At 64.8% G+C, this 15096-nt stretch carries 11 protein-coding genes and 2 pseudogenes; 9 read left to right on the top strand and 4 right to left on the bottom strand.

Annotated elements, in window-relative coordinates:
* Positions 1–55 precede the first annotated feature (55 nt).
* Together H9633_RS05075 and H9633_RS13315 are read left to right on the top strand one after the other, a co-directional pair.
* Positions 56–286 carry a hypothetical protein gene (locus H9633_RS05075; protein WP_191712325.1) on the top strand — a complete coding sequence of 77 codons (231 nt, stop codon included), beginning with the start codon at positions 56–58 and terminating at the stop codon, positions 284–286.
* A gap of 63 nt (positions 287–349) precedes the next feature.
* A pseudogene (locus H9633_RS13315) lies at positions 350–493 on the top strand (IS256 family transposase); the annotation flags it as partial.
* Positions 494–538: 45 nt separating this feature from the next.
* Here the strand turns inward: H9633_RS13315 and H9633_RS13310 are convergent.
* Positions 539–664: pseudogene (locus H9633_RS13310) on the bottom strand (NUDIX domain-containing protein); the annotation flags it as partial.
* Between the two features lie 262 nt (positions 665–926).
* Between H9633_RS13310 and H9633_RS05060 the strand changes: the two are divergent.
* From H9633_RS05060 to H9633_RS05045, 4 genes are all read left to right on the top strand, one after another.
* The gene (locus H9633_RS05060; RefSeq protein ID WP_318247201.1) at positions 927–2873 is read left to right on the top strand and encodes a type I restriction-modification system subunit M; all 1947 of its coding nucleotides are present in this window, start codon (positions 927–929) and stop codon (positions 2871–2873) included.
* Positions 2874–3040: 167 nt separating this feature from the next.
* Complete coding sequence (locus tag H9633_RS05055; RefSeq protein ID WP_191712323.1) at positions 3041–4126, top strand: restriction endonuclease subunit S; 1086 nt, start codon at positions 3041–3043, stop codon at positions 4124–4126.
* Entirely contained in the window at positions 4123–7236 is a 3114-nt protein-coding gene (locus H9633_RS05050; RefSeq protein WP_191712322.1) for a type I restriction endonuclease subunit R, read from the top strand. The genes H9633_RS05055 and H9633_RS05050 overlap by 4 nt, the downstream gene beginning before the upstream one ends.
* Positions 7229–8137, top strand: coding sequence for a DUF5655 domain-containing protein (locus H9633_RS05045; protein ID WP_191712321.1), 909 nt, complete (start codon positions 7229–7231; stop codon positions 8135–8137). Before H9633_RS05050 ends, H9633_RS05045 begins: the two co-directional genes overlap by 8 nt.
* Positions 8138–8189: 52 nt before the next feature.
* On the opposite strand, the gene H9633_RS05040 is transcribed toward H9633_RS05045, so the two are convergent.
* The 3 genes from H9633_RS05040 to H9633_RS13245 all read right to left on the bottom strand — a co-directional run bounded on the left by H9633_RS05040 (position 8190) and on the right by H9633_RS13245 (position 12314).
* Positions 8190–8852, bottom strand: coding sequence for a helicase-related protein (locus tag H9633_RS05040; RefSeq protein ID WP_225211047.1), 663 nt, complete (start codon positions 8850–8852; stop codon positions 8190–8192).
* A gap of 91 nt (positions 8853–8943) precedes the next feature.
* A complete protein-coding gene (locus H9633_RS05035) occupies positions 8944–10146 on the bottom strand; it encodes an McrC family protein (protein WP_191712319.1) in 1203 nt (400 codons plus the stop codon).
* Positions 10147–10172: 26 nt separating this feature from the next.
* On the bottom strand, positions 10173–12314 hold the full coding sequence (locus H9633_RS13245; protein WP_191712318.1) for an AAA family ATPase: 2142 nt from the start codon (positions 12312–12314) through the stop codon (positions 10173–10175).
* Between the two features lie 150 nt (positions 12315–12464).
* Between H9633_RS13245 and H9633_RS13130 the strand changes: the two genes are divergently transcribed.
* From H9633_RS13130 to H9633_RS05020, 3 genes are all read left to right on the top strand, one after another.
* A complete protein-coding gene (locus H9633_RS13130) occupies positions 12465–12590 on the top strand; it encodes a hypothetical protein (RefSeq protein ID WP_256221027.1) in 126 nt (41 codons plus the stop codon).
* Positions 12591–12594: 4 nt separating this feature from the next.
* Entirely contained in the window at positions 12595–13248 is a 654-nt protein-coding gene (locus H9633_RS05025; RefSeq protein WP_191712317.1) for an NAD(P)H-hydrate epimerase, read from the top strand.
* Between the two features lie 500 nt (positions 13249–13748).
* Positions 13749–15053 carry a hypothetical protein gene (locus H9633_RS05020; RefSeq protein WP_191712316.1) on the top strand — a complete coding sequence of 435 codons (1305 nt, stop codon included), beginning with the start codon at positions 13749–13751 and terminating at the stop codon, positions 15051–15053.
* The last annotated feature ends 43 nt before the right edge of the window (positions 15054–15096 follow it).

Here is a 15096-nt window from a genome sequence, read left to right as displayed (position 1 = left end):
TACCTTCGGAAGCACCCGTGTCTTGAGGACATCACCTCGACCTACGCTATGGAGCGTGATTAAGCGACGCGGCGAACGCATTGAAGTTGAGGGAATCGAGTCCACCGCTGAGAGTGGTCTGGTGTACCAAGGGAAGAACGTCATTCCGACCGTGAGGCTTAGCTTCAAGACACCGGACAACGAAGTCGTCGCTGTGGAGATCTCCGCGTACGAGGCGAGCAAGTTGGTTGACGACATGATCGTCAGCTTGAAGACAGCGTTACCGAGGATTCCGCGGCGCCGCTGAGGGAGCCTGTCAAATCGTCTGTGTAAGGGGTGAGGTTCATCTCTGAAGGAGACACTTGTGACTATGAATGCGATCAGCCCGGAACGCGAGGAGCGTCGCCGCCGGCAGAAGGAGCTCGCCGACCAGTTGAAGGCGTCGGGAGCGATGGATGAGATCTTCGCGAAGATCGATGCGGGCGAGGCGCTCACTGGAGTGTGTGGTCGTGTCGAGGTGGGCGCGGACCGTGATTCGGATGCCGAGTTCTTCCTCGATCTCGCGAGCAAGCGCCGCCTCTGGTGACTCGCCGTCCTCGATCTTGCCGCCCGGAAACTCCCATTTGCCGGGCAGACTACCGAGCGGGCCCCGCTGCGCGCAGAGAACCCTGTTGCCGCGGACCATCACGGCACCAACCACCCTGATCTGTTTGCCCACTGGTTACCTTCCCCTTGAAGCCCCCGCACGCTCTCGGGGCAGGCGGGATGCGCATCAGTGTAGATCCGACGATTGTCGCCAAACTTCGCGCGGGAGGGTCCTCGCCTCGGTTCGGCTTGGATGTGGGGGAAGTCGCTGCCGGAGAGTCACGCGCGATGGGCCAGGATGGGAGAATCGCGGCATCGCTGCCGCTTGTTCGTTAGCTCTACAGCAGGAGTGCCCACCTGTGGTGAATCACGTCGCTTTCATCTGGAACATCGCCGAGTCGCTTCGCGGCCCGTTCAAGCCCTCCGAGTACGGGTCGGTGGTCCTCCCATTTACGGTGCTCCGCCGCCTCGACGCCGTCCTCGCCGACACGAAGCCCGCCGTGCTCGAGGTCGCGAAGACCATCCACGCGCTCCCCGAGATGCTCCAGGCGATCGAACTCCAGGAAGCATCGGGCCACCAGTTCTACAACACGTCCCCGTTCGACTTCGCCAAGCTCGTCGCCGACCCGGCCGACCTCCGCGCGAACCTCTCCGCCTACCTGGCCGGGTTCTCGCCGAACGTGCGGGACATCTTTGAGCGGTTCGAGTTCGACAAGACGCTGAACAAGCTGGCGGAGAAGAACAAGCTGTTCGCGGTGACAGAGAAGTTCGCGCAGGCCGACTTCCACCCCCGCACGGTCAGCAACATCCAGATGGGCCTCGTGTTCGAGGAGCTGATCCGGTTCGCGAACGAGAAGTCGAACGAGACCGCCGGCGACCACTACACCCCGCGCGAGGTCATCAAGCTCATGGTCGAGCTGCTGTTCGCACTCGACGACGACGCCCTCTCGAAGGCCAGCGTGGTGCGCTCCATCTACGACCCGACCGCCGGGACCGGCGGCATGCTCTCGGTCGCCGACGAGTACCTGCACACCCTCAACCCGAGCATCCAGTTGAGCCTCTACGGGCAGGACTACAACGACGCCTCGTACGCGATCTGCAAGGCCGACATGGTCATCAAGGGCCAGGACGTCGACAACATCGCCCTGGGCGACACCCTCACCGAAGACGCCTTCGACGACAAGAAGTTCGACTACGGCCTCTCCAACCCGCCTTTCGGTGTCGACTGGAAGGACCAGCGCGCCTACGTCGACGACGAACACACCAAGCTCGGCTTCAACGGCCGGTTCGGCCCCGGCACCCCCGCCGTCAGCGACGGCGCGATGCTGTTCCTGCTGCACCTGGTGTCGAAGATGCGCAAGCCCGAAGACGGCGGCTCCCGCATGGCGATCGTCCTCAACGGGTCACCCCTGTTTTCCGGCGGTGCTGGCGGTGGCGAGTCGAACATCCGCAAGTGGTTGCTCGACAACGACCTCGTCGAGGCGATCATCGGGCTGCCGAAGGACATGTTCTACAACACCGGCATCTCCACCTACATCTGGGTCCTCACCAACCGCAAAGACGAGAACCGCAAGGGCCGGGTGCAGCTCATCGACGGCCGTGAGATGTTCACCAAGCTCCGCAAGGGCCTCGGCTCCAAACGCAACGAACTCTCCCCGAAGAACATCGAGACCCTCGTCGGCCTGTACGCGGGGTTCGAGCACGGCGAGCACTCGAAGATCTTCCGCAACGAGGACTTCCTCTACCGCACCATCACCGTCGAACGCCCCCTCAAACTCAACTGGCACGCCACCCCCGAACGCATCGACACCGTCTTCGAAGCCAAGGCCATCCAGAAGCTGAACGAGACGGATGCCGCAGCCCTCCGTGCTGCACTCGACCGACTCGGCACCGACACGGTCTGGAAGAACCGGGCGGCGTTCCAGAAGGTCCTGAAGGATGCCGCGAAGGCCGAAGGCCTCACCCTCCCAGCACCGCTGCTCAAGACGGTGACGACGGAGCTCGGTGAGCAGGATGACACCGCCGACACCTGCACCGACGCCAAGGGCAACCCTGAGGCGGATGCGTCGCTGCGCGACACCGAGAACGTGCCGTGGGACGAGGATGTCGACGCCTACGTCGCCCGGGAAGTCCTCCCGTACGCACCCGACGCGTGGGTCGACGATGCCAAGACCAAGGAAGGGGCGGAGATCCCGTTCACCCGCCACTTCTACCTGTACATCCCGCCACGACCGCTCGAGGAGATCGACCGCGACCTCGACGCCGTCATGGACCAGCTCCGCGCAATGCTCGTCGAGGTCGAACGATGACGACTTCGGATATCGCGTATCCACTTCTACAACTTCGGCACCTCTCGGAGATTCCGATCACGAACGGTCTAGGCGAATCCGGCGATCCCAGGAACGATGCGAGCTGGCCCAGGTACATACGCACGACCGACATAGACACGGTTCGGAGCCTTGACCCTTCGAAGCGCGTGACGTTGCCCCCCGATATTGCTGCGCAAGCAGTGGTCGACCAGGGTGACATTCTGATGTCGAGTGCGGGTTCAGTCGGAAAGAGCTACCTGCACGTCACGGGTGAGTCGGCCTGCTTTGCGGGGTATCTGTCGCGCTGGCGGGTCAGGCGGGACAGGGCAGACCCAGAGTTCATGGCGTACTGGACAGAGTCAACCCACTTTCTTGACCAGGTTCTATCAGGGGCGGTCAAGTCGACCATCGAGAACTACAGTGCCGCGAAGTACCGTGCGACCTGGGCGCCGGCCCCCGCTCTGGAGATGCAGACGCAGGTGGTGGCGTACCTCGATCGGGAGACGGCGCAGATCGATGCGTTCATCGCCAAGAACGAGGAACTCATCACCCTTCTCACCGAGAGAAGAAACTCAGTCATCACGGCGGCAATCACCGGGGGGCTGTGCTGCTCGAGCGAGCGCGTTGATAGCGGCGTGGACTGGATCGGAGCGGTTCCGTCGCACTGGGAGGTGCGACCGCTTCGCTGGTCCGCCCGCATTCGGACGGGCACCACGCCCTCGGGCGCTTCTGTGTTTGCCGACGAGCCCGGCCAGCCATGGATTCGCCCGGACGATCTCGATGTGTCTGGCGCGCCAAGCGTGGCCTCGAGGTGGCTGACGGAGGGGGGCGCCAGCCAAGGCAGACCTGCTGCCGCTGGTGCCACGCTCGTCTGCACGATCGGTGCAACACTCGGCAAGGCCGGCCGCGTGACTGCCCCCTCCTACTTCAATCAGCAGATCACCGAGGTGAAGTGGGCGCTCAACGACGAGCTTCTGTTCTGGATCTTCGTAGCGGCGCGCGAGGCAGTCGCACGTCTTGCGGTTGGCAACACTCTGCCGATCCTGAACAACGACAAGCTGGCAACACTGCGAATTCCCGTGCCTCCGCTCGCGGAGCAGGCGCAGATTGTTGATCATGTCGAGGAGCAAACCACGCGGATTGATGGCGCGATCGCGACCGCTCGACGCGGGGTGGACTTGATGCGGGAGCGTCGTGCCGCGCTGATTTCGGCTGCGGTGACGGGGAAGATCGATGTGGGGGTGGCCGCATGAGTGGTATCGCGGGGGCGCACCTGGAGTCGGTGCTGGAGAACGAGATCGCGGAGCATCTCGCCGCGAACGGCTGGCTGTACTCGCCGACCGACGCAGGCTACGACCGTGAGCTCGCCCTGTTCCCCGACGACGTGCTCGGCTGGTTGGAGGATTCGCAGCCGACCGAGTTCGCGAAGGTCGTCCGCCCCGGCGACCCGGATGCCCAGCGTGATGCGGCGGGTCGCGGCATCCTGAGTCGTCTGGCGAAGTCGTTGGATCTGGATCCGTTGAAGAACGGTGGGACGATCCGGCTTCTGCATGAGGGTTTCTCGATGGTGCCGCTGCATGGGGGTGCGGTGAAGTTCCGGTTGGCGCAGTTCCGGCCGGCGACCACTCAGAACCCGGACACGCTGGAGGCGTACGGGAAGATGCGGGTGCGGGTGATGCGTCAGGTGCATTACTCGGTGAAGCATCCGAACAAGGCGTTGGATCTGGTGCTGTTCGTGAACGGCATCCCGGTCGCGACAGCGGAGTTGAAGACGGACTTCACGCAGTCGATCGGGAACGCGGTGAACCAGTACCGGTTCGACCGGTCTCCGGCGGGCGAGCCTCTGTTCGGGTTCGCGAAGCGGTCGCTGGTGCATTTCGTGTTGTCGAACTCCGAGGTGCAGATGACCACGAAGCTCGCCGGGCCGAAGACGCGGTTCCTGCCGTTCAACAAGGGCGCGGACGAGGGTGCGGGGAACCCGGTGAACCCGGACGGGTCGGCATCCGCGTACTTCTGGGAGGAGATCCTGCAGCGCGACACCTGGCTGCAGTTGCTGGGGTCGTTCGTGCACCTGCAGGTCGAGGTCGATGTCGACCCCGACACGGGCAAGAAGACAAAGACGGAGAAGGTGCTGTTCCCGCGGTACCACCAGTGGCGGGCCGTGACCCGCCTGGTCGACGCGGCGCGGGTGGAGGGGCCGGGGAACCGGTACTTGGTGCAGCATTCGGCGGGGTCGGGGAAGACGAACTCGATCTCGTGGCTCGCGCACCGCCTTTCCCAACTTCACGATGACCAGAGCGTGCGGGTGTTCGACACGGTCGTGGTGGTCACCGACCGGACGGTGCTGGACAAGCAGCTGCAGGATGCGATCTCGCAGTTCGAGAAGCAGGCCGGTGTGGTGCAGTCGATCACGAAGGATGTGGGCGAGTCGAAGTCGAAGCAGCTCGCCGCGGCACTGACCGGTGGCAAGAACATCGTGATCGTGACGATCCAGTCGTTCGAGGCGCTGATCACCGCGATCCAGACGCTGCCGGAGTTGCAGGGGCGCCGTTTCGCGGTGATCGCTGACGAGGCGCACTCGTCGCAGACCGGGTCGACCGCGGGCGCGTTGACGAAGGTGCTGTCCCCGGACGAGCAGGCCGCGGTCGCCGAGGGTGCCCCGATCGATTCGGAGGCGTACCTGCAGTGGGCGATGGAGGTCACCGCATCCGCCCCCAACATCTCCTACTTCGCGTTCACCGCGACTCCGAAGGCGAAGACCCTCGAGTTATTCGGGCGGGTGCCGGAGGGTGCGGGCCCGGATGCGACGCCGGAGCCGTTCGATCTGTATTCGATGCAGCAGGCGATCGAAGAGGGCTTCATCCTCGACGTGTTGCAGAACTACACGCCGTACAAGGTGGCGTGGAAGCTGCAGCATCCCGATTCCGACTACGACGGCGCCGGGGAGGTCGATGAGTCGACTGCGGTGAAGGCGCTGGTGCAGTACGTGCGGCTGCATCCGACGAACATCAGCCAGAAGGCGAAGATCGTCGTCGACCACTTCCGCACCTTCGTTCAGCCGCTGCTGGACGGCAAGGCGAAGGCGATGGTCGTTACCGGGTCGCGTGTCGAGGCGGTGCGGTGGAAGAAGTACCTCGATAAGTACATCTCGGATGCTGGGGTGTTGGGGGTGCGGTCGCTGGTCGCGTTCTCGGGAACTGTCGATGACCCGAACGATGTCGGTGAGGGGTTAACGGAGCGGACCCAGAACCCGGGGGTGCCGTCGGATCTCGCGGAGGCGTTCAAGCCCGCCACGTACAACGTGATGATCGTGGCGGAGAAGTTCCAGACCGGGTTCGACCAGCCCCGTCTGGTCGCGATGTACGTCGACAAGAAGCTCGGCGGTGTCCAGGCCGTGCAGACCCTGTCCCGGCTGAACCGCACCTACCCAGGCAAGGACAAGACGTTCGTCCTCGACTTCGTCAACGACCCGCAAGAGGTGCTGGACGCGTTCCTGCCGTACTACCGGAAGGCGACGCTCACCGCGACGACCGACCCGAACCTGATCTACGACCTCGTGGTGAAGCTCGACTCGGCCGGGATCTACGAGATGTCCGAGGTCGAGCAGGCATTCGACGCCGCCCTGGTCGGTGGCGTCAACGCGAACTCGAAGGTGTCGGCAGCGACCGCGCCCGCGGTGGACCGGTTCCAGAAGCGGTGGGTCGCCGCAGTGCTGGAGGACGACAAGGCCGAGCAGGACGAGCTGCGGCTCTTCAAGGCAGACGTGGGCAACTTCGTGAAGTTCTACGACTTCATCTCCCAGGCCCGCAACCTCGAAGACACCGACCTGCCCCGCCGGCACTACTTCTTCCGCCGCATACTCCCCCAGCTCTCGACCGAGACCTATGTCGAGCCAGTCGACATCTCGCAGGTGCAGCTCGTCGGCTACAAGATCAACCCGGGCGAGTCGGTGAAGCTCAATCTCGAGCAGGGGCCGGGCCTCGATCCGATTACCGCGATCGGGTCGGGCGCGATCCACGAGAAGCACCGCTCCGCGCTCGAGGAGATCATCTACAAGCTCAACGAGCGCCTCGGCGACAAGTACGGCGTCGGCGTCATCGACCTCCATCTGAATCACGTGGTTGGCAAACTCGCGTTGGACGATGAGCTTGCGAATCAGGCGGCGGTGAACAGCCCGCAGCAATTCGCCGAATCACCGGCGCTGCCGAAAGCGTTCACGAAGGCTCTCCTCGGAGTGCGGGACGAGACTCCCGCGTTCATCGACGACCTGTTCAACGACAGCGGGCTGTATGCGGACTTAGGAAAAGCGTTGCCGGCCATGCTGTACGAGTACTTCAAGGATCAGGGGGCTGCACGTGGCTGACCTCAAGCTCTTCCGCGTCGCCGATGGTATTGCGACCGAACTTCACAGCACGACCGTCGCGCTTGAACGGTCGTTGCAGCAGCTCATCGAGCGGAACATGGAGGAGATGTTCGCGACGCGGTTCCTCGCAAGCGAGTTCTCCACCGGCAGCCGGCATGGCGGCCGAATCGACTCCCTGGGCATCGACGAGAACAACTCCCCGGTGATCTTCGAGTACAAGCGGGCCACCAACGAGAACGTCATCAACCAGGGTCTCTTCTACCTGAACTGGCTCGTCGATCACCAGGCCGAGTTCACCCTGCTCGTCATGAAGGAGCTAGGACAGGACGTCGCCGACGCAATCGACTGGCGCGCACCCCGTCTCGTGTGCGTGGCGAGTGGCTACACCCGCTACGACGAACACGCGGTCGAACAGATCAACCGATCGATCGATCTCGTCACCTATCGCGACTTCGGAGGCGAGCTCTTCGCGCTCGAGCTCGTCCACGCGTCTCGCGTCGAGCCGCAGTCCGCCAACGATGCGCCTGACGTATCCAGAGGACATGGGCGGACCGTCACGGAACTGCTGGGTCAGTCCTCCCCGGAGCTCACCGCGCTGTATGAGCGGTTGGACGCCTTCCTCGTCGCGCTCGGCGATGACGTATCGAAGAAGGCGACGAAACAGTACTTCGCTTATCGGCGGCTGAAGAACTTTGCGTGCGTTGAAGTGCACCCACAGTCACGCAACCTTCTCGTGTACCTGAAGGTCAATCCGGACGAGATCGAGCTTGAAGAGGGTTTCTCCCGCGACGTCCGAAACATCGGGCACTTTGGCACTGGCGACCTGGAATTGCGCATCTCGAACCAACGTCACCTGGACCGCGCGGAGAGCTTGCTGCAGGCGAGCTACGAGAACAGCTAGCCCCAGCGCCCGCGCGAAAACCGTCGCTCCGGCGGGCTGTTCGACGTCGCGCTTACCGCTGCCCCGGAGGCCGCAGATCGATGGTCGGCAGCTCATCAGCATCCGCCCCGCGCCGCGCGAGCATGTCGACCAAATCCTCTTGCCGCGGCTGGCCGAGCGTCAGCCGGTACAGAGCGAGGGCCGACCGCAGCCGCTCGTAGCGCTCGCTATCGCGGCTGAGCGGGTACCAGCTCACCACCCGATGGATCCTCGCCGACCCGGGGTACATCCACCACGGGGCGAACTCGCCCAGGTCGGTCGCCGTTGCCTCGGCGGCGGCGAATGCCGCGCGCCAGGCGCGCACATCCGTCGACTGCAGCACGTCGTGCCAGTGCGTCTCGGCGACGTTCTTCCGCACGGCGTGACCGGCGAACCGGTTCACTCGTCCCTCGCGCTGCTCGAAGTCGACCGGGTTCGACGGGAGGTTCCAATGCACGACCGAGTGGCTCCACCAGTGGAAGTCGATCCCCTCCTGCCCGACACTCGTCGACGCGAGCACGAACGGAGCGAACGGGCTGTTGAACGCTGCCCGGACTTTACCCTGACGAATGCCCACCTGCTCGTTCGAGGTCTCCTGCCGGCCGCCGTACCGCACTGCGAACCGGGCGTTCAGCGAGATCTCACGGCGCTCGGGCGAGTTGTCGCGCGCGACGTAGCGCGCCGGCCGAAGCGACATCGCATCCGCCGCTTGTTGCGCGACCTCCAACAGCTTCTCCGATCCGATCGCCGTCGGAGCGGCCGCCCACGCCAGAAGAGCACCTGCTTCGTCACCGAGGAGATTGCCCCGCTGCTTGTTCCTTCCGATTGCCCGACAACGCGGCGCCCATCTCCTGCACGCGTTCGATGAGCTCCTCGGGTGTCCCATCGAGAGAGATCGCATGAGCGACCACGGTCGTTCCTGTCGCGACGATGAGGTAGCGCTGCGGTTCGACGTCACCCGAGACGTACAGCAGATGTGCTTCGGGAACGCCAGCCGTCACCGCGTATGCAAGCGCCTGGTAGACATCGGCGTTCGGCGGCGAACCGCTGCCGGCCCCCCACACCTTGTACTTCGTGTCGGCGACCGTGATGACCTGTCCACGGCGAGAGATGACGATGTCCGGACGCATCCGCACCCGACCGTCGACATCCAAGTTCCAGCCCGAGGCCTGCAACTCGACATCGAACCCATCAGAGGCGAGGGATTCCCGCAGCACCGTGCCGACGAAATTCTCGAAGACATGGGCCATGTTCATGAGAAAGGCCGACCCAGCGGTCGTGCCCGCCTGGCGCGCCCACGAAGTCGCTTCGATAACCCAGCGTGCCAATCGGAGGGCGGGCTGATAGTGGGCGTTCAAGCGCGATAGAGGCGGCATCGTGAGCGGACCATTCACCCGCAGATCTGAGACGTCCCCGAACATGACGAGCGCCACACTGAGCTCCTTCAGCCATCGTTCGGGGAGCCGCTCCTGACGTGACAGGGCGCTGAGGGCAGCCCTCAGAATACGGTTCTCGGCCACATCCTCCGTGTAGTCATCGAGGGTCAACTCGACAGGCGACGGGATGCCGGGACGGACCTTGAGTTGTCGCGCAACATCCCATCGGCCGCGGACCACCGTGCTCGTCTCGTCGGAGGCGACGTAGCCCTTGAGAAGCCCCCGGCGGGTCGCTGAGCCGATTGCGTGGAGCAGCGACGCGGCCAGTGCCGTCGGTAGGTCGCTGTCGGCTTCGAACGAGAATGCGTGGTCGTCGACCGCGATCTGACTTCCCCCGTACGACGCCATGAAGATCAGGCTCCGCAACGGCGTCTTGGGCTGAATGATGAGCCGCAGACCGTCGAGCCCCACTACGCCGACACGACTGACATCGGTGACGCGCCAGACCCCCTCGTCCGATGTCTGCAGGACCCGGCAGAACCTCATCTCCTGCAGTCGCACAGCCTGTGAGGCGCTGAGCGCGACGATCGACTCGCCCTTCTCGGCGATCGTCACTGTTCGGTAGGCGACAGCGGAGTCGTTCACGGCAGGTGGGACGTGTCCGACGCCGACGCGACGGATCCGAGCAAAGCCGTCAGACCATACTTCACGTGCACGTTCACACCTGTGCCCATGTGTCTCTCCTCGAGCAGCGGCAGGATGCTCTCCTCCCACACTGCATGCAGGTCTTCCATGGTGAGGTCCTCGCGGCGCAGCAGGTGACTCGGGCCGATGCGGTCTTCACGGTCGCGAATGCTTGCGTTCAGCGCATCGAACAACTCTGCGATGGGCAGGGACTGCGGGTGCTGCAACGCCCATCTGCCGAGGATGCCGGCGACCGGAGCGACATCGGGATGCAGCTCGAAGAACGAGAACCGTCGACGCATCGCGGAGTCGAGTAGAGCGATCGAACGATCTGCGGTGTTCATCGTGCCGATGAGCAGGACGTTGGCAGGAAGACTGAACGACTTGCCACCGTCGTCCCCGGATCCGGCATACATCACATCGATCGCGTCATCGCGGTACTCCAAGAGGTAGTACAGCTCGCCGAATACCTTGCTCAAGTTTGCACGATTGATCTCATCGATCATCAGCACATGTGGAACGTCAGGATTCTTCCGCGCCTCATCAGCGATCTCGCGCAGCGGACCGCGCGTAAGTGAGAACGAGAGTTGACCACCGGCATCGGTCACCGGGCGATAGCCCGCGAAGAAGTCCTCGTACGTGTAGGACGGATGGAATTGAATGCGCTTGATCACGCTGCCCGGCTTCGCAAGCCGTTCAGCGAGCGCGCGCGCCAGGTACGTCTTTCCCGTGCCCGGAGGTCCATACAGAATGACCTGGCCACGACGATGAAGCGCCGAGGCAAGCTTGGTCAGCCATGCCTTGTCGAGGTGCGTGGCCGCTGCGAGATCCACGACGTCCACGTCACCGACTGCGAAGCCTCGAGGTTCGATCAGTCCCGCCTCGCTGTCGTCGAGAAGAGAATCAGGTGCCTGTGGGTCGACGGTCGGAGCGGGCGTCTGCTTCCAACGCGCCTCGAAGGCCGGATCGTATAGGTCGATCGGCTTTCCCTCTTTGACCTGCAGGGCGATCACGATTGCCTGCAGGTCGGCGTCGGCGTCATCAGAGAACTGTCCGCCGATCTCTCCAATGAAGGCTTTCCGGACCAGCTCACGATGCTCGGGCGAGACGATAGGGCCAAAGAAGCCGGGGTGCACGAGGTACAGCAGCGCATAGCGCTGCGTGGGGAAGCCGCGATCCTTCACGAAAACAAGCTCGCGCCACCGGCGCGGGTCCTCCAGGGCAAGCTGTTGATCGTCCTCGCTCAGTCGGGACCACGCCAGTAGCACGTCGAGGATGACGGTGATCGCGTGGTTGATGTGCGACTGCATCCCTATCCCAGGGTTGAAGGCGCCACCGGCGAAGGCGGTATCGAACACACGCGGGATTTCGACAGGGTGCTGCATGAGCTGCAGCACTGATTCAATGCGCTCGCGCTTCTTTGCATGGCCCATCACTCTGGCGATCGGCAGCAGCTGGAAAGCGAGGACCTCTGCCATGAGCAGCTTCAGGTCATCGGAGGCTTCCGCAAACTGCGTCTCAAGGTTAGCGGTGAACCCCTTGCCCTCTTCTTTCCGTGCATCCGCCCAGCGCGCGTGCAGTGCAGCGATGTTCTGAGGGGTCCACAGCTCGCGACCCGGTGCGAACGCAGAGAGACCTTTGCGCAAGCCTTCATCCACGATCAGCTCCGCAGCCGCGAGGAGCCGACGCTGATCGTTATCGTCGCTCACCCACCGCTCCGGGAGGGCTCGTTCGATCTCGTTGCGTCGTCGGTCTCGGGAACCAGCGGCGATGCGCTGTGCTTCCCGATAGAGCTCTCCGCCCGCGTATTCGCCGAGGGCCGCGAGCCCCTTCGGCGTGATCGACCATTCGCCCGCCAGTGATGGGTTCTTCTGCAGCCAGCCGGATTCGACGAACTCCGAACTCGCAAAGCGCCAGTTCGTTTCTCCGCGAGGCTTGTTCTTAGTGTTCAGCTCGGTTTCGAAGGGGGACAGCGGCACACGAGCGCGAGCTTCTTCCCAGATGTCCGATACAGAGAGGTAGTCTCCGCCTGGCGCCTTTTCGGCGAGGATCTCTAGTGCGGCTCGCGCCCGTTCCGGCGTCTTGAGTTCCTTCTCCACCCCATGCTCCTTCGCCTAGACCTGCGAGCGAGTCTACGAGAGTGGCGGGATCGACAGAGCGGCGACGATGGCGCAGTAGCTGGTGCTGGAGGTGAGATCGCCTGTGAAGTCTTACGATGCCTCTGGCGGACCACGCGTACAGTCGCGGTCATGGATATCGCATCGATGATCATGGGCGGTTCGATCGCTTCGATCATGTGGATCGCCTTCTACCCGTGGGCGAAGCTGCGGCGGCTGAGAGAGCTTGAGTCGCAGGTCGACGGTACGGCGGGGTGACGACATGGCCCCGACCGTCCCCACCTTCACCGCCGCGCAGGTGCGCGCGGCGGAGGCGCCGCTGCTCGCGGCCGGTGTCCCGCTCATGCGCCGTGCAGCTGCCGCCCTCGCCGAGGTGATCGCTGAGCAGAGCCCCGAACGGGTGCTGGTGCTCGCCGGCCCGGGCGACAACGGCGGCGACGCGCTGTTCGCCGCTGCCGACATCGCCGCACGCGGGGTTCCCGTCGACATCCTGCGCACCTCCGACCGGGTGCACACAGAGGCGCTGCAGGCGGCGATGGATGCCGGCGCGCGCAGCATCCGTCTCGACGAACTCGATCCTTCCGCCTACGACGTGATCGTCGACGGCATCCTCGGCATCGGCGCGCACGGTGCCCTGCGCGGGCAGGGCCGCGACGCGGTGACCGCGCTGCTGTCGGCATCCGCCGTCGTCATCGCCGTCGACCTGCCCAGCGGACTCGACGCCGACACCGGCGCTGCCGACGACGCCGTGCTCGCCGCGGCGACGACGGTCACGTTCGGCGCGGTCAAGGCCGGCCTCGCCCGCGGCGAGGGCCCGCGGCTGAGCGGGCGGATCGTGCTGGTCGACATCGGGCTGACGCTCGACCCGGCGGATGCCGTGGGCCAGGCGACCGTGACGGAGAGGCGCGCCGGGTGAACCGTGCGCGCCGCGAGTTAGGCTCGAGGCCGTGCTCGGTTCATCTGTCGAGGTGCATGTCGATCGTGAGAGCGTCGCCGCCGGCGACGATGTCGTCTCGCATGCCGCGGTGGTGCGCGTGCGGCGTGGCACGCGACTGAGCGCGATCATCGAGCAGGTGTCGCCGGATGTGCGAGTGGCCGGTTGGTCGTGGGTCGTGAAAGCCGACGGTGTGACCGCCGCGGTGTGGTCGGTCGATCATGGTGTGCAGCTGCTGACCGACGACCGTCGGGTGACGCAGAAGTCGGTGACGATCCTGTTCCGCTACCCGGTATGGCTGTTCGCCCGTCTGGAGCAGGGGGCCCGCCGAACCGCGAGGCGCGGCGCGCCGAGTATCAGGCGCGCTGACGGCTCTCGCATCGAGGCCGGTCATTCTGCACAATGGCCGATGCTGAGAGGTACTCCACAGGTGCCGGGATGCGGAGCGGTGAGCGTCGGGGCGGATGCCTATCGTCGCCTGCATGAACTATCGCGAGCACCTGGTCGTTCCGTCGTCCGTGCGCGTCGAGGTGTCGGTGCCGGGTCGCCCCGAGTGGGACAGGACGATCGAGCTTCCGAAGCACTCGCCTGAGACATGGCTGTGGGAGGCCTACCTGCTCAGTGTCGGTATCGAAGCGTGCGACGAGGAGGTCGCCGCACTCAGGTATCGCCACCCGGACGTCTACTGCGGCGAGAGCTGGGTGCTTCGAGACGAGTGGTCCGCGCCGTTCGCGGCCCGTGCCGTGCGCTACGCCGATGACGACTTCTTCGACGATGATCCAACTGCACTCGCCGAGGCAGCGGTGCGGGTGCCGTCGTTTCCGTTCGAACTCGACATCACCGTTGAGCGCGCGTCCGGTCGGCAGGCGGGAGACGCGAGCGTGTCGATCGTGGGTGCCGGCGTCGACAGTTCGCCGCGGCCCTCGAAGGACTGGCAGACGAGCGCACAGCCGCTGGATCTGGATCAAGCCAACCGCGAGCTCGTCCGTCGCTTCGGCATCGTCGTGCCGTTCGTCCGCTCGGAGTCCCTGCGCGCCATTCCCGACGACACCTCCGCGGGCTCGCTGATCGCTGATCTGCTCGCACCGCTGACGCCGGTGCGGCGGCTCGCCCTTCGGGCTCATCTGGACGCCACCGACCTGCTCGACGCCAACCGGCTGGGCATCGACACGGTGCGCCAGGCGACCCACGCGCTGCGCGCCCTGATCGACGCAGTCGGGCCCGACGGCGCCGACCAGGACGCCACCAGCGGGTGGCTGCCGACCAGCGTCACCGACAGGGTCGTCGCCGGCGTCGAGTGGGATGCCGATGATGCGGCGGATCTGCTCAGCTCGTTCGCACGGCGTGCGGGGCTCATCCGGCGGCTGAAAGGACGGGTCGTGGTCACCGCACTCGGGAAGCAGCTGATGTCCGATCCGGTCGAGGCCTTCCCGCGGGTCGTCAGCGCGATCACGAACGGGGCGAGAAGATACTCGTACTCGCTCGACACGAGCCGTTTCTCTCGCGCCGCGGCTCTGCTCGCACTCGCCGATGGATCCGCCGCGTCGTACGACGAGCTGGCCGGATACCTCGAGAAGGCGCACGCGGCGCGCAAGACGAGAAGCTACGACGAGTACGGCGACTGGTACGACTCCGGCCGTTCCCGCGCGGGGTTCGATCGGGGCGAAGCGGATCGGGTGCTTCGCGAGCTCACCGACGGACTGCTCGCGCTGTCGGCTCCCGGTGCCTTCGGCCTGGTGACGCCGCGCATCCGGGCGGTGGCGCGTCTCGCCTTGCAGCGTGGCTGAGCGTTGGATGCGGGGAGCTCTTGAGCACCGCGCCCGACGAGAG

Source organism: Microbacterium commune, assembly GCF_014836945.1.
Taxonomy (GTDB): Bacteria; Actinomycetota; Actinomycetes; order Actinomycetales; family Microbacteriaceae; genus Microbacterium; species Microbacterium commune.
Note: the sequence above shows the minus strand (reverse complement) of the source record. Positions and strands in the feature narration are given on the sequence as shown.

Bases quoted from the DNA above. Each gene is read 5' to 3' on its own strand.
- H9633_RS05025 (WP_191712317.1), top strand. From the start codon at position 12,595: ATGGCCCCGACCGTCCCCACCTTCACCGCCGCGCAGGTGCGCGCGGCG.
- H9633_RS13130 (WP_256221027.1), top strand. From the start codon at position 12,465: ATGGATATCGCATCGATGATCATGGGCGGTTCGATCGCTTCGATCATG.
- H9633_RS05050 (WP_191712322.1), top strand. From the start codon at position 4,123: ATGAGTGGTATCGCGGGGGCGCACCTGGAGTCGGTGCTGGAGAACGAG.
- H9633_RS05040 (WP_225211047.1), bottom strand. From the start codon at position 8,852: ATGTCGCTTCGGCCGGCGCGCTACGTCGCGCGCGACAACTCGCCCGAG.
- H9633_RS05020 (WP_191712316.1), top strand. From the start codon at position 13,749: ATGAACTATCGCGAGCACCTGGTCGTTCCGTCGTCCGTGCGCGTCGAG.